Origin of the sequence: Oleiphilus messinensis, from assembly GCF_002162375.1 — a bacterium.
GTDB classification, from domain to species: domain Bacteria; phylum Pseudomonadota; class Gammaproteobacteria; order Pseudomonadales; family Oleiphilaceae; genus Oleiphilus; species Oleiphilus messinensis.
Genome location: NZ_CP021425.1, coordinates 4,068,666 through 4,093,347 on the forward strand (window position 1 = coordinate 4,068,666; position 24,682 = coordinate 4,093,347).

A 24,682-nucleotide genomic window follows, 5' to 3' on the forward strand; every position below is an offset into this window, starting at 1 on the left:
GAATGAAATTGGCTGACGCGACCACCGGAACACACATCCCTGCGGCGCTAACAAACTGCGTAATGTACCACAGAAAAAAAAGGATCTGCATCGTTGAAGGTTAATTTTTACCGGCGCATCGAGAATTTATCTGAACTGGTAAACATTTTCGGCTCGGGGGAAGGCAAAACTAAAAATATAATTCGCGACACGCCTCAGATTGTCATATCGCGCTGCGCTATGCGATCCCGGCCTTGCTGTTTGGCTTGATAAAGACATTCGTCCGCTAAGGACAATGCCTCATCCCGTTTTATTTTATGGCTGGGTTTGCAGGTCAGCAATCCAATACTCAGGGTGACCTGACCCTTATTCTCGTTTTGAACATGGGGTATATTCAACTGGCGGACTGCATTCAAAACCGAAGTGGCAAAGTTATTCGCCCCATCCTGATCGGTGTTGGGAAGCACCATTACAAATTCTTCACCGCCAATGCGGGCAAGAAAGTCGGTGTTACGCTTCCGGGCGGTATACAGTGCCTTGGCAACTTTCTTAAGGCACACATCCCCCTGAGGATGGCCATAATAGTCGTTGTACCGTTTGAAATTATCAATATCCATCATCAATATGGACAGTGGTTCTCCAGACCGTAGCGCCCTGAACCACTCTCGTTGGTACACTTCCTGAAAGTTACGCCGATTCGGTATGTTGGTCAAGGCATCCGTCAACGTCAATCGCTTCAGCAAATCCCGATTGCGCACCAACTCCAATAGATTACGCATACGGACTGTGACAATATTGGGACGATAAGGCTTCACGATGTAATCGATTGCGCCAGCCTGAAAACCACGCACCTCGTCTTCAGCTGAATCCCGGGAAGTGACGAAAACAATCGGGATATCCTGTGTTTCAGCCTGGCGCTTCAATTCTTCACAAACCTCATAGCCACTGGAATCCGGCAATACAACATCCAGCATAATTAAATGCGGCACCACTTCGATTGCGACACGCTTGGCTTCTTCTGCACTGGTTGCGAAAAACAGTTCATATTCATCTCGCAACACATTTTCCAGAGTTTCAATGCTGTTAACAGAGTCATCTACAATCAATATTTTCTGACGGACGGGCGCCCGCTTGCCACTGAGCGTCATATCAGACTCTTCAATGGATAATTGAATTTGACGGAAAAATTGCTCTTCCCGCTGATAAGCATTCCGTAATTCAGCTTTTACATCTTTTAGCACCAGTTGCGTATTTACTTTGGCAATAAGCTCAAACCAGTTGAAAGGTTTGGTGACATAATCGACGGCCCCCATTTTATAACCTTTAACCATATCGTCCACATCCCGTCGAGCCGTGAGAAATATAATCGGGATATGCTGTGTTTTCGGATTATCTTTCAGGCGTTTACAGACTTCAAAACCATCGATACCAGGGAGTTGTACATCCAGCAACACGATATCCGGCAAGGCCGACTCTGCCATATCGATCGCCTTTTCACCATCCATAGCAAATTCAACCTCATGTACTGCTTTGAAAATATCATGAAGTAACTCTATATTGCTGGGCTGATCATCCACGACCAAAACCCGTCCACGAGGTTGTTGCATAGTCATTGTTTGCTTTTTCCTTTGATGCGGTTTATCAACACACCATCAACTTACTGAATTTCTGCGGGACAAATGCAGGTTCTACAAAATATTTCTAAGCTCGCTGACCGAATTCAACGCCGCTTTAAACTCAAGCTTCTGCAAATGATCGATCAATTGATTATAGGCCTGACTGGCAGGCTCTTCGAATGTCAGATCCTGCAGCTTTAATGCTACATCGCGAGCACGCAGATTATTGCGCTCTATCAATTGAGTTAACTCCTCCAGAATCGCGGCAACATCCAGCGCTTCCACATCATTCGCCTGTCGTCGCTCCCCGCCCCTCCCGGTATTGCTCGCTAACGCTGCAAGTTGCAATAACACGTCTGCAGCCTGGTTGCCAGCAATCGTGACTTCATCGAGTGCCAACTTAAACCTGGAAAACAGTGCGGGTTCAAAGTGCCCTTCCCGGAAAGCCACTTCGAGCTGTGCACTCAACTTCTGCAACTTTCCTGCCCCCAGATTCCCGGCTTCACCTTTCAAGGTATGAATCATGGTTTCAGCAATCGCAAAATGTCCCGCATCAATTTCGTCGACCAGTCGCTGGGCAAAACCGGCATAATTCGTTTGAAATGCTTTCACTAACCGGAGAAAAAGCGCCAGGTTATCGCGAAAGCGATACTTTGCATCCTTCATATCGATTCCGGGCAGCTCTAGCATCAAAAAACCAAATTCCTGATTTTTGTCACGGTTATGAGAACCATCAAGAGAATCTGCAGACTGTGACACTGGCGAATCGGTAGCTTGCAGCGCTGCCCCGTGAGACTCTGCACCTTGAATCTCGAGCGCGGTATTTTGATGCCTGCCTGTTAAGTTTGATTCGCCTTGCAACTCTATTAACGGAGCTTTCCGCTCTTTTTTATGCGCAATACCGAGATCTATTTCCAGCCAGCGTCCAAGTGTTGCAAAAAACCGATCCACATCAATTGGCTTAGTAATATAGTCATCCATACCGGCTTCAAAACACCGGTCAGCATCCCCAGAAACCGCAAGTGCCGTCATGGCAAGAATGGGTAGCTTGGAACCATTTAAAACTTCCCTTATTTTTTGGGTCGCTTGCAGTCCATCCATTTCCGGCATTTGCACATCCATCAACACCATGTCCCAAGGTAATGGTAGAGCATCAAAAGCTTCTGTAACCGTGCGCACCGCCTCCAATCCGTTATTACAGACATCCGCCGTGACGCCAATTTCTTCCAGGAGATTCAATGCAACAGCCTGATTGGCTTCATTATCTTCCACCAGAAGCACATGTCCCTTGTAACGCGGTAGCGCATACTCACTGGTATTCGCATTTGGGGCTCCATCCCCCTTTGACTGGCGCTGGTAAGACGTCGTTTGCATGATCGTGTCAACCAACTTCGAGGGGCTCAGCGGCTTTTTGATAAAACCATCAAACACGGCTCGCTCATCTGCGCTCAGATCATCATCAGTGTAAGCTGATACGAGGATGATATGGAGATTTTGGTGACTGTATTCCCTGCGCAACTTACGTGCAACTTCAAGGCCATCCATTTCGGGCATTTTCCGATCAAGCAAAACCAGATGTATTTCACGACCCTCCGTCGATTCGAATACCGACAGGGCCTTTTGCCCAGATTCAACGGCTATAGGTTTAAAGTGATAACGCTTCAATATCTCGCTGTAAGCCAGTCGGCAGGAAATACTATCATCCACAATCAAAGTGCTGGAATTGAGTAACTTTTGCGGAAATAACACATTGGGCAGACTTTCCTGGTGCTCCACCTCAAGGGGCACAAAAAACTTGAAACAACTCCCCTTGCCCAGCTCACTTTCTACGGAAATATCGCCGCCCATAAGGTGGGATAATTGTTTACAAATCGCCAGCCCCAAACCAGTACCTTCATACTTTCGGCTCATCGAGTTATCGGCCTGACTGAATGCACTGAATAAATCATCCAGGGCACTACGCGCTATTCCGATGCCGGTATCGATAACTGAAAATTGCACCCAAACTGACTTTTTAGCCACCCTGCCCGAAGCTTCACTAACCTCGTTTACAGGCAGACGTTCAGCTATTTGCGAGGCACTTTCAGGCAGTACCTCAATGCGAACAACAATTTCACCTTGCTCGGTGAATTTGACGGCATTGCTGACCAGGTTTAACAATATCTGCCCCAAGCGCTGACTGTCGCCTTTCACATGGGAGGGGACGTTTTGTGAGACAGAATAAATCACATCCAGATTCTTTTCACTGGCTTTGGAGGCTATCACATGAGACAGCTGATTCAGCACATCATCCAGGGTGAAACTGTGCCTTTCGAGGGCCAGCTTCCCGGCTTCGATCTTGGAGAAGTCAAGAATGTCGTTAATTAGTGATAAGAGCGACCGTGCAGCACTGGTTATCCGCCCGAGGTAATCCGATTGCTTTTCGGATAAAGGCGTTCTGTGCAGGAGGTAACTCATGCCAAGAATCGCGTTCATAGGTGTTCGAATCTCGTGACTAACATTTGCCACAAAATGACTTTTCGCCTGGCTCGCAGATTCCGCCTGGTCACGCGCTTTTATGAGCTCTTGCTCGGTTTTTTTACGCGCTTCAATCTCGAAATTGAGTTTACGAATCAGAATATGGACAACCGCCCAGGCCATCACCAGCAATCCAAGGGTAATGAACGCGTCTTTGATAAACGTTCCCTTGATGTCGTTCTTCAGATTTACAAAAAACGTATCGCTGATTTCAAATGTAGCGATGCCAATCAACTCGCCAGTATCAGCGGCATAAAGATCGGCAGTCGAACGAAAACACTTCTGGCAGGGTACTTTGGCATTACTCCGCACATTGAGGCGAGAGACAACAGGTATCAAGGGCTGACTAAAATCCAGAGATTCGTCCAATTCGATCAAAATACTGCGAAAGAAAGGCATGCCGGAAACAGGATCATTAAACAGTAGCGTTTGATCCAACACTCGCTCCAGTCGCTGCAAACTGATACTGTCTTCCTTGGTTGCCGTCAAGGCATCAGCAATAGCTATCGCTTGGGACTGAGCCAGGATTTGCGCATTCGCTTCGGCCTCTTTATTGAGCCGCGGCGAAAGATCAGTAAACCAATATGTTGCAATAACCGTCTCAAGCGCAATTGCCAGCATGATAAATGCAATCGCCACACTGGCGGAAAACTGGGGAATCCGATTCGTTCTGGATTTGAGCAATGGGCTCATTTCATCAGACTCTGTTTTGCTACCCTTATTTACCATGGGTTTTCGCCACCTTGAGGAAAAAGGATTTAATCTGAATGCCCGCAGCAGTCAAGGTGTCGAGATTTACGTAAGGGCGTACCCGGGTTTCAATCACCAGCCCTCCCATCGCACCACGGTCGACATCCCCCTGGAAAGGGGAAAATAATAAAATTCGGTATTTGATACAGACTTTCACCAGCTCATCCATCGCTTCGCCGGGTAGCGGCTCTGCGAGAAAGACCGCCGCAGGCTTCGTCGCCATGGCTTCAATGCGTGAATATTCTCCCTGCAATTTGATATCCAGAGGAATACCCCGAATTTTACCTTTGGCATCTCCCTTACCCAGTTTCAGGAACGCTGTCGCAGCAGAGATTCCTTCTTCCAGATCACTGGCATAAAGAATCACAACCGGCAATTTCCCTTCGATTTTTTTTTGGGTGATATTTTGGTCTGCAGCCATTAAAGCGCGAAACAATTTAAGCCCGGTTCGTATTCTACGGTCCGCTGCATCATCTGCTTGTACGGGGGAATAGAGAGAAGAAATGAACAGTACACACAACATTAAACGACAAAGCACTGTCAATGTTGCACCAACGCGCTTTTGCCCGAATACTGAAAACAGATTCTGAGTTGTTAAGTACGAATGCGCCTTATACTTCTGAGTCATATATCCTGACTCATGAGTAAATCGAAGCAATCGGGGTATAGCAGTGTACTATCCATTTAATGATCTTGACTGTCCATTTAATGTTCTGTCTTGTCCCTGGGTCGCCAGCCGGAGCCGGTGTTCACTACCTCAAAGTATAGCCGGGTCTCGACATTCGTCTAAACCTGCTCACTGGCAAATACTAGATCGCCGGCAAATCACTCCGATTACTTGCTATTGCCTGTGCTCGGTAGTCTGACGGAGCAATCCCTAACTCTCGCTTAAAGGCCTGACTGAACGCCGCCTCGGAGGAATAGCCAACAAGCTGGGCAACTGGCTGCAAGGACTTGTCGGTCGTTGTCAATAATTGACACGCCAGGCGCATTCTATGCTGAGTAATGTATTGCAAGGGCGGCTTGCCGATTACATCGGAAAAACGGGAGGAAAACACCGATCTTGAAACGCCCGAAATTTCCGCCAGTTGCTCCACTTTCCAATTGTGCTCGGGACTGGCATGAATCACCGCTAACGCTTTGGAAAGTACAGGATCGATCAGACCTCTTAACCAATTGTCACTGTCTTCGGGAATTGTATTGATAAAGTCTTTGATCATTCGGATAAACAGGATATCCAAAAGCCGATTGATAATAGCATATTCGCCGGGCTCCCCTTTCCTGATCTCTTGCATCACGAATTCGATGCCAAGTTCCAGCCAGCTGAAGCGCCGATTTTCACGCAATTTCAGTTCAAGTCGATCCGGTAATGCGGCAATCAAGGGTTGGGCAAGCACAGGGTCATATTGAAATTGCCCCACGACCATTAAGGTTAAATCCCCACCATCCCCGATATTTAGAATTCGAGAGTGATCATTTAACTGCACAGTATCCAGTCGTTTCGCAGATTCTATCGGTGTCTCAGGGTTGTCCAACACCGTGATCAATCCACCTCTCGGGAAAAGAATCAGCTCACCTGCACATAACAATATGGTACTTCCGTCGGGGGCCTGGATATAAGCTTTCCCCTCCAGAACGATGAAAAAACCAGCCCCGCCACGGGTGTGTGAATGGTAAGCCCAGGGTGAACGCAACTCACTGACGTAATAATCGCCACCATTTAAATGAATGTCCTTAAATATTTGACTCAATGTATCCATATGCAACAGAACCTGAAAACGAGAACTGCGTCCACAAATTACAAAATCCAGACGATTACTAAAGAATCTAGGAGCCTGGCTGCTTCTCCCTGTTTATCCAATTTGTCAAAGTAAACGTCAGCACGAAGAAAATAGTACAAATCAATAAAAATAATACAAATCAATAAAAAACCAAGGAAAAACAGGATAACTCAAGGAATTTCCTGGATCTCAATACAATCACTGGAAGGGCAAGAATTACAATGAAATCCTTAAAAAAAATAATCACAGCACTGGGTGCCACTGCACTCCTGGCAAACCAAGCACATGCCGAGGCAATTGACCGAAAGTTTTGCATATTTGACCCGATAGGCCATAACGGGCCTTTGTTTAATGTCATGAAGTCTTCTAAACCAACTGCATTGAAATGGGGTGTCAATTTTGAATTGTCAGCCTACACCGATGAAAAAATTGCAGCAGAAGATTTTAAAGCAGCACAATGTGATGCGGTACTCCTCACGGGTACACGTGCACGGGAGTTTAACAAATTCACAGGCTCACTTGAGGCACTCGGAGCCATTCCTGGCGACCAGGAAATGCAAATGATATTGCAAACATTGAATCAGCCCAAAGCCGCCAAGCTACTCACCAATGGCAATTATGAAGTCGCAGGTATCCTACCCGCAGGTGCTGTTTATCTATTTTTAAGAGATCGAAACGTAAACACCGTGGACAAGCTGCAAGGCAAAAAAATCGCCACACTGGACTATGACCCGGCTTCATTAACAATGGTTCGTCACATTGGTGCCTCAGTAGTGGGTGCCAGCTCCGCAAATTTTGCAGGTAAATTCAACAACGGCAGTGTTGATGCGGCCTACGCTCCCGCAATTGCCTACACCCCACTTGAACTCTACAAAGGTGTTGCTCAGGATGGCGGCGTTTTCGATTACAAACTTGCACAGATGAACTTTCAGATTATCATTCATCATGACCGATTCCCGGAAGGTTTCGGTCAAAAAGTTCGTGAATATGCCTCTGGGCAATACGACGAAGCGTATAAACTCGTTGCCACAGCGGAATCTGAAATTAAAGCCGAGCATTGGATGCACCCAGCCAAAGAACACGTATCAGGCTATGACAACATGCTACGGGAAGTTCGAATCAGCTTGCGTGACGAGGGTGTTTATGATGCCAATGCCCTACGTTTGATGCGCAAAGTTCGCTGTAAAACCAACCCGAAAAATGCAGAGTGCGTAGATAAACGCGAGTGATTCACGGGTAGCTATTCAGCTGAAATAAAAAGAATGCCCGGTCTACCGGGCATTCTTTATTGCCTGAAAACAATTGTATTACAAAAAATCAATCAACTGATGAACCATTTTGGCAAACGGATCTGCAGATTTATCCTTAGATTCCTGTTGTAATAAATCCAATTCAGTAAACTGACTCTTGAGTGAGGCGGCAAATACATCATCAAACAAGTCTTTGACTAACTCGCGAGGTGAAGCAAATGCTTGCGCATGATTTAGTGCATCTCGCACCCCGCTCACAACCTGCCCGAGTGGTTCAAATTCCGGGTTTCGCCCGCCACCCACACTCTCGTACAGCGCGACTGAACTTACCTGGGTTTGGGTCAAATTCAGTGAGAACCCGGCGAGCTCTTCACCATCAAAACCGAGCTCCAGTGCCGCATCGAACGCCTGCTCCAGATCTCCTCCGAAAAACATCCCGGCCAGTTCATCAACATCCGAAAACAAGGCATTCAGCGCTTCAAGCTCACCTTCATCCAGCTCACCTTCAACCGAAAATTGATACTGGCTTGCAGACATCAAGGCACTCTGTTGAAAACCGCCCTGCCCCTCACTATTGGCATAAATTCCTGCTGATTTGAAGGATGCCCCCATTTCGTTGAAATAAATCCGCACGGTATCACCGTCCTGAGTCTTTACATCCAGGCTCAGGCTTTCATTGAACCCGACAAACTTTTCGTAGCCGGCAGAGTAACGGGTTGCATTTCCAGCTCGGCTGACTTCAGGTTCACGTTCTGATTTAACTGTCTGCTCGTTATTCTCTTCCGCTGGGGTAACTGGCGAATTTCCTGTATCAGGTGCCCCCGAAGAACCAGTGAAACGGCCTTCCAAATCATTCAATCCATCTGCAATCCGATTGTAGCTGTCGTCTATCTCCGCCCCCAACTTTTCATCCATCAACCCCATCGACTCAAGCTGATCGCGAGCTTCTGCAAAACCCTTCTCGATACCTTCTCGAGCTTGGCTCAACAAATCACTCAACCTCTCTTGTGAGGCGCCACTCTCAGCTTCACTGCTTAAACGTCGTTCAACAAACTTAAGCACGTTATTTGCAACATCTGCAGGAGAAGGTGGCTCAAACGTAAACTCAGACTCAGCAGGCTCCGGTAAGCGCGCACCGCTCACCGAACTACTACTAAAAGCAACGGACGTGAACGATGCAGAAAATTGATAAGAAATTGCGGTATTAAAGACTTGCCGGCCATTATGGCGGAAACCTTCATGGTCTGGTCCATGGTGGCGGTGGCCATAACCATGCCCTCGGGAAACGTTGTCATCTGACAGTTCACTACGATTTCCATGGCTTGTTTTGTCCTGCCCATGACCCAGCGGGGAATCCCCCGATCGGCGAAGTACCGATTCGTACTGTCCGAACATTGACTGAATGGATTGCATCCCCTCCTCCTTCGATACGACATCGATACCGTTTGGCAATTTATTGCTTTGTGTAACGGCAAAAAGTTTTTTTTCTTTAATTTTAATTTGCTATAAAGAGCATCAAGTTTAGACCGTTTGAAACGAGAGGCGAATTGGGTGGTCTGGGCACATTAGACGAATGATGCTATAGTCACGCCGCCAACACCAAGTCAGGAGTACCCGCGTGCGCGCCCCCAGTCACACCCCATACCCAGAATCAGCAGAAGAACTCCAGAGCGTTTCATTATTCCGACGCTTGGTGGCGATGCTCTACGACACATTGATTACCGTTGCATTATTGATGGTCACAACTGGCTTTTATAAAATGATACAGGCCAAGATTCTGGGAACTGAAAAGCTAAAACAGTTGACGGAAGCGGGCCACTTCGACACAGATCCACTGCTGTCTTCCATCTTATTTATTGTTATGTTCCTATTTTATGGTTATTTCTGGACTAAAAGTGGACAAACTCTTGGCATGCAAGTCTGGCATATCCGCATTCAAACCCGGGAAGGTTATCCCGTCCGATGGACACAGGCCCTCCTGCGTTTTTTCATGGCCTGGGTATCAGCACTCTGTTTTGGCTTGGGTTATCTGTGGATACTCGTGGATAAAAAGAAACGCGCCTGGCACGATCACTTCTCGCTGTCCGAAGTGGTCAGAATCCCAAAGCGTAAAAAGTAATCCTGTTTTAAGGAGCAAAAAACAGGCCCAACCCGAGGCGGACAGTTAACCCGCTCGCCTCAAAAGAAAAAGTCCCAATATCGAGCACACTCCAATGGGCACCAAGGTTGCAAAGATGGGATCAAAACCAAATACCAGGCTCGAGGGTCCGAGCAAGTCCTGTATATACTTGAATAACAAACCGACCAATATTCCGATAAATATCCTGAAACCCATCGTAACAGATCGTAGCGGCCCGAAAACGAAAGATATCGCCACCAACACGAGGGCCGCGGTCGTTAACGGCCTCAATACCTTCTTCCAGAATGACATCAAATAGTTATTAGCATTTAACCCCTGCTCCAGAAGATACCGTGCATAGGTATAAAGCCCGGTAATCGATAAATTATCGGGTTTAACAATTAATACTCCCAACACATCCGGTGACAGCCGAGTATCCCAACGCTCAGTTTTCAACACAACTTTTGACGTAGACTCCTTACTGAGTGCCGTATGTTCCACATCCTCCATCAGCCAGTGATCGCCCTGATAGATTGCCCGCTTGGAATACGTTACTCTTTCAAGCCAGTTTTCCTTGTCAAACTCATACAGCGTGACACCATGCAGAACACCGTGGGGTTCAACTGCATTAAAATACATAAAAGTATCTTGCTCTCGATGCCAGATACCGTAGGAGGTACCAACACGATCCTCCCCACCGATTGCCACAGCTTTTTCACTTTGGGCGATCCGTTCGGTATAGGGTGCGATAAATTCGCCCAATAACAAACCTATGACCACCACGGCCACGGCAGGCTTCATCGCTGACCACACAATACGGGTTACCGAAATACCTGCAGCTCGCACAACAACAAGCTCACTGCTATTGGCCAGCATCCCCAGACCAATAAGTGAGCCAATAAACGCAGCCAAGGGCAGATAATCATAAATGCGCCGAGGCAAAGTCGTGACAACGTACATCAGTGCCTGCAAGGTTTGATAGTTTTCACGTAAATCTTCCAGTTCTGCAATGAAGCTGAACACCAGATCAAGCGATATCACCACCATCAACACCATTAACATGGCAGAGGCGACGGAGTTAACGATATAACGGTCAAGCTTGCGCACGTTTCAATTTCCTACTTTTCAGCCAATCACGACCAAACAACAAATACAAAGAGACGGTCAAAAACAATAAATGAACCCACCACATTCCGATGTACTCAGGCACTTTTTCTTTTTCAATCCACTTGCGGGAACCAATCAATAGCCCAAGATAAAGCACGTATATCAACATTGCGGGCAATAGGTGAAAAAATCGCCCTTGCCTCGGGTTTACCCGGCTAAGTGCGATTGCCAATAATGTTACTACCGGCACCAGAAGCGGAAGCGATATTCGCCAATGCAAAAGCGCTTTGTGTTTGGGGGAATCCGAGTGCAAAAGTTCTTGTGTGCTGATTGCCTCGTCTTTTTGTTTTATTTTGTCTGCTTTCAAATCTTCGATCCGTACACCGTACTTTTCGAATTGCACAATGCGATAATCCAGGGCCCCCGGTGTACCCTGAAACCGGGCCCCATCCCGCAAAACCAAAAAACGGCTGCCGGTTTGTTCGTCATACTCAAGCTGGCCAGACCGCGCAACAAGCACAGCACGTTCCTGACCATCTTTGGTCGTTTCCGAGATAAAAACATTGATCAGTACTTTCTTATCTTCACTCATCGCCTCGGTATAAGTCACTCGCTGCCCTGACCTTAACTTCTGAAAGCGTCCTGCGGTGAGCACTTCAAACTCGGTGAGCTTGGACTGATCTGTGAAAATATTTTCAACATTCTTCATACCCCAGGGGGTCACATACAAACTGAGCAACCCGACTACAGCTGCCACAATTAATGAGGTCGTCAAGGTATGAACAACCAATTTCCGTTGACTGTATCCGCAGGCATAGAGTACAGTCATCTCACTTTCCAGATACATTCGGCCGTAGGCCAATAAAATACCGATAAACAATCCCAGGGGTAAAATCAGCTCCAGAAACCCGGGTAATCTGTAGCCCATGATTGAGAACAGAACATTCGCTGATAGCCCACCAGAAGCGGCTTGAGCCAGGTACTTAATAAAGCGACCACTCATAAAAATCAGTAGTAACACACCTGACACCGCGAGCATGCTGATCACAATCTGACGCGACAGGTAGCGATAAAGAATAAACAATGTGTTCTCTCAGTTCGTTTGGTTAATAATTTGAGATTTACTCTGGCGCAGTGTACTTAAACTTCGAAACGACGAATCATGCTATAAATGGAAGCCAAAGCCCATTTCCGCGAACCCCGCACGCATTACACCTGCGAGGCACGACATTCTGCCTGTATGAAGCGTCATCAGCAACAATTAAAGAACAAAAAATACCCCATGAAATCTAATGCAGATTGCAATAAACTGTATCGCTATCGCGAAACTCAGCTGTCACGGAGATGCTATGAATTATAAACTGCAAGGCAATTTAAAAAAAATCCAAAAAACAGATTGTGCGGTTGTCACCGTCGATCAGTCGGGAAACCTGAGTGAGTTCGCCCGTCAAATTGACGAACTTACCGAAGGCAAGCTGAGTGCGACACTGAAATTAGGCGATATGCCATCCCAAGCAGGAAACACGTTATTAATCCCAATCCCTGAAGATAAAACAGTCAAACGAATTCTCGTGGTGGCGACGGGCGAGGATGAAGAGCTCAACATCAATCGATACAAAAAGTGCCTCGAGAGTATTTATTCTGCTGTTAATGCTGCCAATATCAAAAAATTGACCTTGTCTCTGGATGGTTTTGACACGCTGGATAAAAGCGATCACTGGAAATTAAAGGCACTAGTAGAGTCATTTGAAGCTAAAACTTACCAATTCAATGAATTCAAGAGTAAAGAAGCCCCCCCGGTCAAACTGAAGGACATTACCATTCGGTGCGCCGAGGATAGGGTTGACACACTGGATGAAGCACTCCAAACCGGAATTGCAGTCAGCCAGGGTGTAAGCGTAGCAAAAGACCTGGGCAATTTACCCGGCAACGTCTGCACACCAACCTATTTAGCCAAACAAGCAAAGCAGTTCGCGAAGACCAACCCGGAATTCACGGTTACCGTGCTTGATGAAAAAGAAATGAAAAACCTGGGAATGGGGTCCCTTCTCTCGGTAAGCGCGGGAAGTGCAGAGCCTGCAAAGTTGATCATATTTGAATATCAAGGCGGCAAAGCCAGCGCAGCGCCACATGTACTCGTAGGTAAAGGTATTACCTTTGACACCGGCGGTATCAGCCTGAAGCCCGGCGAGGCCATGGATGAGATGAAATACGACATGTGCGGCGCAGCTAGCGTATTCGGTGCCATGCAGGCTATCAGCCAGATCAAACCCAAACTGAATATTGTGGGAATCGTTGCCGCTGCGGAAAACATGCCCAGTGGTACGGCCACCAAACCAGGCGATATCGTAACCACGATGTCAGGACAAACTGTAGAAATACTGAATACCGATGCAGAAGGAAGGCTGGTACTTTGTGACGCCCTGACCTATGCCGAGAAATTCAAACCCGCATCAGTTGTCGACATTGCAACACTAACCGGGGCTTGCATCATCGCTCTTGGACATCATGCCACCGGCTTGATGAGTAACAACGAGTCTCTGGCGGATGAGTTATTGGTGGCAGGAGAGGAAGCGGCAGACAAAGCCTGGCGGTTACCACTGTGGGATGAGTATCAGAGCCAGCTAGATAGTAATTTTGCGGATATGCAAAACATCGGTGGGCGGCCAGCGGGAACCATCACCGCGGCTTGTTTTCTTGCTCGCTTCACCAAAAAATACCCTTGGGCTCACCTGGACATTGCGGGTGTTGCCTGGAACTCTGGAAAAAACAAAGGGGCAACCGGTCGCCCGGTACCATTGTTGGTCAGTTACCTTTTGAACAAGCTTGCGGCCTAACATGCACGGTTCCTGAATCTACGGGCAGTCCGGTTGCAGAAATGCGGCCGGACTGAAATATGACTGCAACTGCAAAGTATGAAACCAACCACTCGACAAAACCGGGTTCCAGTGTTGAGCAAGCCGCCCCTCGAACCTCTGTTAAACTTTTTCATGAGCAATACCGAGCGCGATGCTTGAACGAGCCGACTTTTATATACTAAAAAGTGATCGAGAGATTGATCGATACAATTACGTCTGCAGGCTGACTGAAATGGCTTACACACGGGGTATGCGCACTCACATACTTACAGACTCGACAGCGGAGGCAGAGCATCTGGATGAACTACTGTGGAATTTCAAGCTGGAGAGTTTTATCCCCCATGAAATTGCCGTTCATTCAAGTTTAATCACCACAGCTACAACCGGCGATACGAAGACTCAGGCGCCGGTGTTGATCTACACAACAGCGCTGGATAAAACTGAAACGTCAGGGGACCTTGTAATCAATATGTCTGCAAGCCTACCTCATAATATTGATTCATATTCACGGTTGGCTGAAATCGCATCACAGTCTCCTCCGGTATTAAAGCAGGTCCGGAGTCATTTTCGCCAATTGAAAACATCCGGAGTTACAATAAACATACATGATTTCAGCAGTAATACTTAATTTAGTGTGAACCTACAGGGAGAGAGCTTCATGACGTTTTTGGCCGAAAAGTACTACCCCCCTAACCATGCCTATCAAGCAGATAAGCCAGGCTCGTCCGATATTAAGACAACCCCGCAAAACACATATGCAACGTATCAGACAGACCCGGATATTCCACTGCTACAGGATCGGGTGTTCTCACTCACCGATTACAATGACCATGCGAATTACCCCGTCAATCCGCTGAGACGGTACAAAAACCGGAACAATCCGTTTCTTCCTTATGAAGTTCTGGAAAAACTGGCTGAAGAACGAAAGTATTTCGAAGCGGAACTTGCCAAGCTTGCCAACCTGCAATCAGGAAAACACACGGTAGCTGAAAACAAACCAACATCAGAATACGACGGCATTGCCATATACGCACAACTCCCAGCAATGGCACTATCTGAAGAAACCAGACGCGATCCAGAATCACCGAAAGAATCATCAGATTGGAAAGATAGCTTGAGAAATGCCACAAATGCAGCTTTAACGCGACAGTTCGATCAACTCGAAAAATCCATTGTTACCAGACTGAAATCGAATTTCTCGTGATAGCACAATTCCCGCTGAATTGTTATGTTCGCTTACCCCTACCGAAGCGCGCCTTCGAACGCTATAATGCCCAGTTCAGCGATTTTAATCATTATTCATATAACTAAACTCTTCTACCAACATACAGCCAACGGGTCCTACATAGCACTATGGAAAAAACCTACCAACCCCATGAGATTGAACGTTCCTGGTATCAAACCTGGGAAGAAAAAGGTTACTTCGCGCCCAGCGGAGAAGGCGATTCATACTGCATTATGATACCTCCACCGAATGTCACAGGTAGCCTGCACATGGGACACGCGTTCCAGGATACCATCATGGACACCCTGGTGCGCTACCACCGCATGAAAGGACACAACACCCTTTGGCAAGTGGGTACTGACCACGCGGGCATTGCCACACAGATGGTTGTAGAACGACAATTACTTGCACACGGTACAAACCGGCACGAACTGGGTCGCGAAAAATTCCTTGAAAAAGTATGGGAATGGAAAGCGGAGTCCGGAGGCACAATTACCACACAGCTGCGCCGGATGGGGGCTTCTGTGGACTGGACACGTGAACGGTTTACGATGGATGAAGGCCTGTCCAAAGCGGTACAGGAAGTGTTCATACGACTCCATGATGAGGGGTTGATTTATCGCGGGCAACGATTGGTCAACTGGGACCCGAAATTACATACTGCGATATCCGACCTGGAAGTCATTTCGGAAGAAGAAAAAGGCTCTCTTTGGCATTTCAAGTACCCACTGACTGACGGCACAACCCATCTGGTTGTTGCAACCACCCGCCCGGAAACCATGCTCGGCGATACAGCTGTGGCGGTTCACCCGGAAGATGAGCGATATAAGCACTTGATCGGCAAAGAAGTAGCCTTGCCGCTCACTGACCGCAAAATTCCTATTATCGCAGATGATTATGTAGATCAGGAGTTTGGCACTGGCTGTGTAAAAATCACGCCCGCTCACGACTTCAATGACTATGAAATGGGCAAACGACACAACCTGCCCATGATCAACATCTTTACCAATGATGCGCACCTGAATGACAACACACCGCCAAACTATCGGGGCATGGATCGCTTTGAAGCCCGGGAACAAATCGTTAAAGACCTCGAAACGCTTGGCTTGCTGGAAAAAATTGAACCCCACACTCTGAAAGTGCCTCGCGGCGACCGTTCTGGCGTGGTTATTGAGCCCTACCTGACCGATCAATGGTATGTAAAAGTTGCGCCTCTGGCTGAACCGGCGATCAAAGCAGTTGAAAATGGCGATATCGAATTCGTGCCCAAACAATGGGAAAACACCTATTTTGCGTGGATGCGAGACATTCAGGACTGGTGTATCTCCAGACAGCTATGGTGGGGACATCGTATTCCCGCCTGGTATGATGCCCAGGGAAACATTTATGTTGCGGCCAGTGAAGACGAAGTGCGCAAAAAATACAACCTGGCTGAGGATCTCCCTTTAACTCAGGATGAAGATGTTCTCGACACTTGGTTTTCCTCTGCACTGTGGACCTTCTCGACCCTGGGCTGGCCTGAGGAGACACCGGAGCTGAAAACATTCCATCCCACTGACGTACTGGTAACCGGATTCGACATTATCTTTTTCTGGGTCGCTCGAATGATCATGATGACCCTGAAATTTACCGGGCAGGTACCCTTCAAGCAAGTCTACGTTCATGGCCTCGTTCGGGATGCGGAAGGACAGAAAATGTCCAAATCCAAAGGTAACGTTCTTGACCCGCTTGATCTGATCAGCGGTATCAGGCTCGATACATTGGTTGAGAAACGGACCGGCAACATGATGCAACCCCACCTGACCAAACAAATTGAAGCGCAAACTCGGAAGCACTTTCCCGAAGGCATTTCGGCGTATGGTACAGACTCGTTGCGGTTTACCTTCTGCTCACTGGCATCGACCGGCCGCGATATCAAATTTGATGTCGGCCGAATTGAGGGCTACCGCAACTTCTGTAACAAAATCTGGAATGCAGCGCGTTATGTGTTGATGAACACAGAAGATCAGGATTGTGGCGTAAATAATGAGCCCGTTGAGTTGGGCCTTGCAGAGCGATGGATCATATCCCGCCTGCAGGAAACAGAACAAGAGGTCGCAAAAGCCTATGGTCTATACCGGTTTGACCTTGCCTCTCAGGCCATTTACGAGTTCATCTGGAACGAATACTGTGACTGGTATCTGGAGCTGTCAAAACCGGTACTGTGGGATAAATCAGCATCCCCGGAAATCCAACGCGGTACGCGCCGGACATTAGTGCGTGTATTGGAAACTGTGCTCCGTCTCGCGCACCCGATGATGCCTTACATCACGGAAGAAATATGGCAACGAATTGCGCCACTTGCTGGTGTTCAAGGCGAAACGATTATGCTCCAGCCTTACCCGGTTGCGGATGAGAGCAAAATCGATGCGCATGCCGTGGCGGATTTAAACTGGGTGCGTCAGGTGATTCTCGCGGTTCGGAATATTCGAGGTGAAATGGATATTTCTCCGGCAAAACCGATCCCTCTCATTATGAAAAACGGAGATGCGACAGATCAACGACGCCTGCAAGAAAACCAGAAATTCCTGTCCTCGCTGGCAAAACTGGAATCGATAGAATGGCTAACCGAGGGCGAGGCCCCCATGTCTGCCACACAACTCGTGGGCGACCTGGAACTACTGGTACCGATGGCGGGCCTGATTGATACCGCAGCAGAGACCGCTCGCCTGAACAAAGAGATTGAGAAGGTTCAAAAAGAACTACAGCGTCTCAGCGGCAAACTCAACAATGAGAAGTTCATGAGTAAAGCCCCTGCAGATGTTGTTGAAAAGGAAAAGACTAAACTGGCGGAAGCAGAACTCACATTCGGAAAACTGAATGATCAGCTGGAGAAGATCAAGCAAATTTAATCAGATAACTTCAGTACAGCCACCAACTTGCTGTTCTGACTAACTGCTCCACAATACAGGTATGGCTGGAAGCCAGCCATACCTGACACCTTGTTACTGCTTAAAACACAGCATGGAAAAAATACCTCATGTTCACATTCTGGGTCCGGGTGCGATTGGCTTGCTCTGGGCTGCCAAACTGAGCAAAGTCACTTCCGTTTCGGTTATCCCGCGGACACCAACCAAAACAATGAGCTTCTTGCCCATTCTGTTCGAAGATCAAACGGGCGTGCAGAACCTGTCAATCCCGATCGCTGAACTCAATAGCAATGAGCCATTCAATACCCTACTCGTCACCACAAAAAGTTATGACACACAATCGGCGCTGGAATCTGTTCGAGACCAGATTAATGAAAATACCCGCATTGTGTTATTTCAAAACGGTATGGGCAGTCAACAAAAAACTGAAGCGCGATTCCCGGGACATCGAATTTATTGTGCATCCACCACGGAGGGTGCCAACCGCCCCGGCAAAAACCACATTGTTCATGCAGCTCAGGGCGAGACCTGGGTTGGCCACCTGAATGCCCCCAATTTGGTACCCGATAATTCCCTCATATCGCTTTTTAATCACGCGGGTCTGGCTAGTCATTGGAGTTCCGTGATTGCTGAGAAGTTATGGTGGAAACTCTGCATCAATTGTGGAATAAATCCTTTTACTGTGCTTTTAAATTGCAGTAACGGTGAAATTTTAGATCAGGATTTATTTCTCAGCCTTATCAATCCTCTGTGTGCGGAGCTTGCAGTGCTAATGTCGCAAAATGGTATCAAGACCAATGCAGACCAGATTAAGACAAAGATTATCGCCATCGCCCGAAGTACAGCACAAAATAAATCGTCGATGTTGCAGGATGCACGTGCAAAGCGACGCACAGAAATCGACTTCATTAACGGCTTTGTGGTAGATTGGGCAAAACACCAAGGCTTTAAAATGCCCACCAATGAATACCTCACTCAACGTGTTCGGCAGCTGAATTAATCCCACATTACAGTCAGGTGTCAATCACAGAATCCTTCAACTTCCCATCCTAGCCAACGGAAAAATCTGCTATGGGCAATAGACTAACCAAAATATACACAAAAACAGGTGACACCGGTACCACCGGGCTTGCAGACGGCTCTCGAGTTGATAAAGACAGCCTGCGCATAGACGCGATAGGAACCATTGATGAAGTTTCCAGCTGCATCGGTGTAGTTGTCGAACTACTTTCAGGGGTGAGTTCACATACCCCGATATTACAGGAAATACAACAACGTCTATTCGATTTGGGTGGTGAGTTAGCCTACCCGGAAAGAAAAGTAATGTGCGAGGAAATGGTTGAGGATTTGGAAAATGCTCTTGATCATTTAAACAATCAACTTAAACCACTGGAAAACTTTATCCTTCCCGGTGGGAATCTGTGCTCGGCTCACACCCATATGGCCCGCAGCATTTGCCGGAGAGCAGAACGAACTCTGGTTTCATTACAAAAACAGGAACCACTCAATCCTGCAATGCTGAAATACATCAACCGGCTTTCAGACTATCTTTTTGTTCTGGCACGCACAGTCTGCCTGGAACACGGTGACCGGGAAATTCTTTGGCAGCCCTATCGCCGCTGACCATCTGCCTCTCTCAAACGAGATACAGCCCCTAAAAGAAAGAAGTCTTTTCGGGGCTCGATTTCAGGCTGTACGAGAAAACTCCGGAGCCTGGACAAAGAATTTATCAGGTAACCTGATGCGAGTAGAGAAGGCCCTGAAATCATCCGTTTCATTACCGGCTTCAAGCACAACCTCAATGCTTCCCCCCTCTTTTTCAAGGAACCCTTTCACTGCATCCATCCCAACTCCACGCCCTGAAACATCGGTTACTTCTTCCGCAGTGGAGAACCCGGAGTGGAAAATCAAGTTGGCAATCTCGACTGCATCTGGACGCTCTGCATCTGCAACGTAAATACCTTTCTCCACAGCCATGTTATAAATCTTAGAGATCGCTATACCCCGGCCATCATCTTGCACAGCGAACTCGGCAAAGCCATCACCTAACACTGTATCCAGACTGATTGTACCGAACGCAGGCTTGCCTTTCTCCAAACGCTCAGTTTCACCTTCAATACCATGATCGATCGCGTTACGGAACACATGCATAAATATGTTGTTCAGGAAACCATGTGCTTCACGGTGAATAAAAATCCCACCGTCTTCGATGACGGTTTTAGGCTCGGCTTTATCCAACTGCACGGCTAACGATTGAACAGATGCCACCACATCCTGTATGACACGGCTCAATGGTTCAGCATCCATGGAAATCAGAAGATCAAACGCGTCAGATACAACTTGTTTGACTTGAGGCTGCATATCAACGGCGGAGAGAGTCTTAACATTTGCCAACCATCCAGACACTTTTGATGCATCCAGTAACACGCCACTCTCAGACGGAGAACTATCACGCCCCAACTTGTCACGGAAAACATGAGCGTATTTCGAAATAACCTGATCCGCACCCTCAAGCTCCTGCAGCAGTCGACTCGGCTGCCACTCCATCTCTTCATTTTTCCGCAGTTCATCATAGGTCTGCTCGACATTGTGAACCACATCAGTGATCAACTTCAGCCCATAGGTACGCGCATTGCCCTTCACCGTGTGCATATTTCTGAATAACAGAGCAATGATGTCCTTGTCCTTCGCTTGTGTATCTGAAATAAGCGTTCGACACTGGCCGACAAAGTCTTCGGAAGCATTGACAAAGTCATTAAACTTCCGCGCATCGACAGCAAGGATCTCCCCGATAATCGCCAGTTCACGTTTTTGTTCTTCCGCTTCCGCCTCCAGTGCTTTCAATTCGGTAACATCTCGAACCGTGACCATCAACTTCTCAATTACTTCATCCGTGGTGATCGGATCCCAATCCAGCTCCAGAATTTTCTGACGCCCCTCTTCAAAGGTAATAACCATCTCGTTCACCAGACAATGAGAATTAAAGTCGTACATCATCTCATCCTCACCCACAATAGCATCAACTGCGGTGATATTCTGGTCTACGGAGTCCGCACCCAGCGTCGTATTACTGAATAGCAAATCCGCAAAATTTCGCCCGGCAATCCGCTTGGTTTCAAATATCGTTTCGAGATAGGCCGCATATTCTGGATGGATTTGACCTCCCGCAGTAATCGTAAACAGGCCCTGATGCATATTGGCCATCATATTTGCGATATCCTGATTCTTTTGATGCAAGGCTGCCGTTCGCTCCTGAACTTTTTGCTCCAGGTTTCGGTTGTGTTCCTCGATCACTTCACGCATACGAATATTTTTGATGGTCGTAACCAACGAACGAGCAACTGAAGATACAAACTCATAATCACTGTCTGCAAACGCCACCTTCTTGACATCACCAGAGAGATTGATAACCCCGATTAATACATCTTTATCCACTAATGGAACACACAGGAGAGCCTGACCGGATTGCTTTTTATCGGACACAAAGTTTTTATCTTTCGCGGTATTAGGCACAAAGACAACTTTTTTACTTTCCGCCACTTGACCGAGAACCCCCTGGCCAATGGTGAACTTCGCAGGTTTAATCGTTGGGTCGACAATTTTCGGCGGAAAGTAAGCACGTACCTCCAATTGCTGGTCTTCATTAAGGAGATACACCGAACCACGATCAACACCAATTTTTTCGTGCATGCTTTGAAGCACTTCTTCGAGCGCGCTGTTTTGATCTCGAGCGGCTGCCAATGAACGACCTATGTCATTTAACTTGGCCAAATCGATCATTTTCTTGCGAATAGCCTGGCGCATCGAATTGAAGTTTTGTGCCGCCAGGACGATTAAAACAATCAACATTCCGATCGAACTTTTAAAACCGAAATCCAGACTCGCAAACACATCATTTTGTAGCGTATTGAACTGCGTATCAGCAGCGTCCAATAAGTTGTCGAGTCCGGCAATTGCAGTACTCACTTCATTATCGGCGTTAATCAATTGTTGTTTTGCCACTTCGGCTTCTTCAAGCTGACGGATTTTGAAATCCACCACATTAGGCTTGGCATCCAGCCCGGCTCTGAGTGCATCATACGTCTCGTAGGTGTAATCAAGCATGCCTTCCTCATCAAAAGGCCTAAAGACACGAGCTCCACTCTCCAGCTGATTTCTGGAGTCATTAAATACAAAATTGAAATCATCGCGCGCCTGTTCCAGGCGAGCTAAGTCTGTAGAAATACGTACTTCTTCAAGCGTTTTGATCACCCCCAGCAACTGGGCATCCGCACCATTTGCAAAACCGGCAACCAACTCCATGTCTTCTTGCAGTTTCTCATCCGATACTCGATAGTAAGCAATCTCCAACAACGCACCGCCGACATCATCGACCCGATTCATCAATTCGCCGACGTTTTTTTCTGCATTGTCTTTAGCCTGCAGAACATTGAGTTTGGCTTGAAACATGTTGCGAACCGCCTCTGCGTACAAGCGGTAATGTTCCTGAACGGATTTGAATTCCTTACCCATGATCGCATTTGACCGGGTTAAATCACTCAAACTCTTCTGCATGCCCTCAAACCGTTCAGCAATAACCTCAAAGTCTTTCTGGTATTTCAAAATATCAGTTTGACTTGTGGCGTTATAAGCGAGAGAACTTAGCTTAGCCAGCTTCAATAATTGAATCTGAACTCGATTACTCTCTTTTACAACGGGTACGGCCGTATCATTCACCCTGGTCGTCGAGTTATCGATATCATGCAAGTTCCACAGTGATGACAGACCGGATATCAAGAGCAGGAAGATAATAATAAAGAAACCTAAACCAACTTTTTGGTTAAAACTCAACTGAAGCATAATCTCAATTCGATCCCAGTATTGTTATGTTTATCACTACACTTTAGCCCACCAATCAAAATGTTGCCTACTATGTTCAAGGATTTACATTGAGCACAATATCAACAGACCCCATCTCTTCATTTTTACCCCATATTGTGTGTAAATTCAGAAATCGCTGCTAGTATCATTTAAGGTAGCACCAATATTAAGTGGCGGTTATTTTCCCTTAAATTAATAAAAACATGCTCGCGATCAAACAAAAAATGTATTGGTCAGACCGCATAATTGATCTCGCCGGGGCAGTAAATAACGAAATATGAGTATGGAAATTACATCACTGATCTTTTTAGCACTCTTCGCTGTTGTGGGCGTTGTGGCACTAATGCTGTTTAAACGCACTAAAGCACTCGAAAATGAACTGCATAACAAAACTCAGGACTATGAAGCGCGTCTGAAAGACAGCATCCCCATATCTGATGTCAATTACGAGAAGGGGCAACACCAGGAAGAACGGGAACAATTGAAAGCGGCAATCCGGGAGCTGGAAAACAAACTTCGGTCGCAGCAGCAACGGATTGACAGCGAGAGCAGAGATCAGGAACGGGAATATCAGCAAAAACTAGCCGATATCGAGAGCGAAAACCACTCGCTAAAACAGTACTTGAATGATCGGCTTAAACAGGTCGAAAGTGAGCTTGAGGACTTAAGCAAATTACTGGCAACCTTTGAACGATGGCACGAGAGCCTGACGCAACTCATGGATCACAACGCAGAGATGCACAAACAGAACCAGGAGTTCTTCAATATTGTCAAACAGATCGTCATCCTGGCGCTAAATGCAGCCATTGAAGCAGCCCGAGCCGGGGAACATGGCCGAGGATTCGCGGTGGTGGCAGATGAAGTCCGGAATCTGGCAATGAGAAGTCAGGAACTCAGCGAAAGTTACAAAGAAAACCTGAACAAAAATGACTTACTGACAACCGCCACCTTCCAGGATATTCAGGCCGGCGGCAAGATGATCGTAACGGATGTTTCCAGCACCAATGCTGTGGTTCGGGACATGATGAACCGGTTGTGAGCCGGACGACCGGATTAGGAACCACATTTAGTAACAACAAATATCAGTCCACTCGGCGTACAGAGATAACTACAGATTCATGGTCAGCGAAGATTTTAAACGAGAACTCAAAAACATGTTCATGCGGGGATATCAGGAAGCCCTGGCCCAAGGCATCGAACAAAGCCGGTGGACCATCAAAGAGGAAGGTGATCCTAATGCCTGCTTAACGCAAGAGTTCTTCGTGCTCACGATTTCAGCCCAACGTTTTCGGGTCTTTGTACTATTGCATTTCACGCCCGATACGGAAAGTGAACAATTCGTTGCGGAATTTATCAACGCTGGCAATAACGCAATTGACCAAGATAAATTTTATGACTGCATCGGTGAAATCGGCAACGCCTTTTGTGGCGCGATGAAACGAGACCTGGGTAAAGTTGTTCCCAGCCTGGGTATGTCAACGCCAAATAAACTCAATTCTGAATGCATCAAATATTTAACAGCTTTTGAAACTCAAATGGAAGCGCATGCAAGCGCATTACTTGATGGTACCGCGATACTGCACGCGAGTGTCTACCTCTGCGCAGACGGGGAGCTTGATTACCAAATACCACACAGCACTTTTGCTGCTCAGGAAGATGACGTGGACTCCGGAGAATTGGAGCTGTTCTAGAGCAGTGCGTACAGATACAA

The 24,682-nt window shown here is 47.1% G+C and carries 18 protein-coding genes; 10 read left to right on the forward strand and 8 right to left on the reverse strand.

From position 1 onward, the window contains the following. Positions 1-194 precede the first annotated feature (194 nt). The 4 genes from OLMES_RS17690 to OLMES_RS17705 form a co-directional block, all read right to left on the reverse strand. The gene (locus OLMES_RS17690; protein WP_087462481.1) at positions 195-1,592 is read right to left on the reverse strand and encodes a response regulator; all 1,398 of its coding nucleotides are present in this window, start codon (positions 1,590-1,592) and stop codon (positions 195-197) included. 75 nt (positions 1,593-1,667) lie between these two features. Further along, positions 1,668-4,841 (reverse strand): hybrid sensor histidine kinase/response regulator, encoded by a 3,174-nt coding sequence (locus OLMES_RS17695; protein WP_087462482.1) that lies wholly within the window; start codon positions 4,839-4,841, stop codon positions 1,668-1,670. After that, positions 4,831-5,490, reverse strand: coding sequence for a YfiR family protein (locus tag OLMES_RS17700; RefSeq protein WP_087462483.1), 660 nt, complete (start codon positions 5,488-5,490; stop codon positions 4,831-4,833). The genes OLMES_RS17695 and OLMES_RS17700 overlap by 11 nt, the downstream gene beginning before the upstream one ends. Before the next feature lie 181 nt (positions 5,491-5,671). Further along, entirely contained in the window at positions 5,672-6,622 is a 951-nt protein-coding gene (locus OLMES_RS17705; protein ID WP_087462484.1) for an AraC family transcriptional regulator, read from the reverse strand. A 242-nt stretch (positions 6,623-6,864) separates the two neighbouring features. On the opposite strand from OLMES_RS17705, the gene OLMES_RS17710 reads away from it, so the two are divergent. Further along, positions 6,865-7,872 (forward strand): putative solute-binding protein, encoded by a 1,008-nt coding sequence (locus OLMES_RS17710; RefSeq protein WP_087462485.1) that lies wholly within the window; start codon positions 6,865-6,867, stop codon positions 7,870-7,872. A gap of 78 nt (positions 7,873-7,950) precedes the next feature. Here the strand turns inward: OLMES_RS17710 and OLMES_RS17715 are convergent, their stop codons facing one another. Beyond that, positions 7,951-9,306: a DUF5610 domain-containing protein gene (locus tag OLMES_RS17715; protein ID WP_087462486.1), complete on the reverse strand. Its 1,356-nt coding sequence runs from the start codon at positions 9,304-9,306 to the stop codon at positions 7,951-7,953. Positions 9,307-9,511: 205 nt separating this feature from the next. On the opposite strand from OLMES_RS17715, the gene OLMES_RS17720 reads away from it, so the two are divergent. Next, complete coding sequence (locus OLMES_RS17720; protein WP_232465138.1) at positions 9,512-10,012, forward strand: RDD family protein; 501 nt, start codon at positions 9,512-9,514, stop codon at positions 10,010-10,012. Positions 10,013-10,057: 45 nt separating this feature from the next. Here the strand turns inward: OLMES_RS17720 and lptG are convergent, their stop codons facing one another. Then, positions 10,058-11,119, reverse strand: coding sequence for an LPS export ABC transporter permease LptG (gene lptG / locus OLMES_RS17725; RefSeq protein WP_087462487.1), 1,062 nt, complete (start codon positions 11,117-11,119; stop codon positions 10,058-10,060). Then, positions 11,106-12,203: an LPS export ABC transporter permease LptF gene (gene lptF / locus OLMES_RS17730; RefSeq protein ID WP_087462488.1), complete on the reverse strand. Its 1,098-nt coding sequence runs from the start codon at positions 12,201-12,203 to the stop codon at positions 11,106-11,108. The genes lptG and lptF overlap by 14 nt, the downstream gene beginning before the upstream one ends. A gap of 265 nt (positions 12,204-12,468) precedes the next feature. Between lptF and OLMES_RS17735 the strand changes: the two genes are divergently transcribed. From OLMES_RS17735 to OLMES_RS17760, 6 genes are all read left to right on the forward strand, one after another. After that, positions 12,469-13,956, forward strand: a complete 1,488-nt coding sequence (locus OLMES_RS17735) for a leucyl aminopeptidase (protein WP_087464545.1) — start codon at positions 12,469-12,471, stop codon at positions 13,954-13,956. Positions 13,957-14,128: 172 nt separating this feature from the next. Beyond that, positions 14,129-14,605 carry a DNA polymerase III subunit chi gene (locus OLMES_RS17740; protein ID WP_087462489.1) on the forward strand — a complete coding sequence of 159 codons (477 nt, stop codon included), beginning with the start codon at positions 14,129-14,131 and terminating at the stop codon, positions 14,603-14,605. 30 nt (positions 14,606-14,635) lie between these two features. Continuing rightward, on the forward strand, positions 14,636-15,181 hold the full coding sequence (locus OLMES_RS17745) for a hypothetical protein (RefSeq protein WP_087462490.1): 546 nt from the start codon (positions 14,636-14,638) through the stop codon (positions 15,179-15,181). A gap of 149 nt (positions 15,182-15,330) precedes the next feature. Further along, positions 15,331-18,093, forward strand: coding sequence for a valine--tRNA ligase (locus tag OLMES_RS17750; RefSeq protein ID WP_087462491.1), 2,763 nt, complete (start codon positions 15,331-15,333; stop codon positions 18,091-18,093). Positions 18,094-18,205: 112 nt separating this feature from the next. Continuing rightward, positions 18,206-19,111 (forward strand): ketopantoate reductase family protein, encoded by a 906-nt coding sequence (locus OLMES_RS17755; protein ID WP_157678366.1) that lies wholly within the window; start codon positions 18,206-18,208, stop codon positions 19,109-19,111. 71 nt (positions 19,112-19,182) lie between these two features. Beyond that, entirely contained in the window at positions 19,183-19,734 is a 552-nt protein-coding gene (locus OLMES_RS17760) for a cob(I)yrinic acid a,c-diamide adenosyltransferase (protein ID WP_087462493.1), read from the forward strand. Positions 19,735-19,797: 63 nt separating this feature from the next. On the opposite strand, the gene OLMES_RS17765 is transcribed toward OLMES_RS17760, so the two are convergent. Next, positions 19,798-22,950 carry a GAF domain-containing protein gene (locus OLMES_RS17765; RefSeq protein ID WP_087462494.1) on the reverse strand — a complete coding sequence of 1,051 codons (3,153 nt, stop codon included), beginning with the start codon at positions 22,948-22,950 and terminating at the stop codon, positions 19,798-19,800. 304 nt (positions 22,951-23,254) lie between these two features. Between OLMES_RS17765 and OLMES_RS29040 the strand changes: the two genes are divergently transcribed. After that, positions 23,255-24,010: a methyl-accepting chemotaxis protein gene (locus OLMES_RS29040; RefSeq protein ID WP_408635099.1), complete on the forward strand. Its 756-nt coding sequence runs from the start codon at positions 23,255-23,257 to the stop codon at positions 24,008-24,010. 79 nt (positions 24,011-24,089) lie between these two features. Continuing rightward, on the forward strand, positions 24,090-24,662 hold the full coding sequence (locus tag OLMES_RS17775) for a hypothetical protein (RefSeq protein ID WP_087462495.1): 573 nt from the start codon (positions 24,090-24,092) through the stop codon (positions 24,660-24,662). The last annotated feature ends 20 nt before the right edge of the window (positions 24,663-24,682 follow it).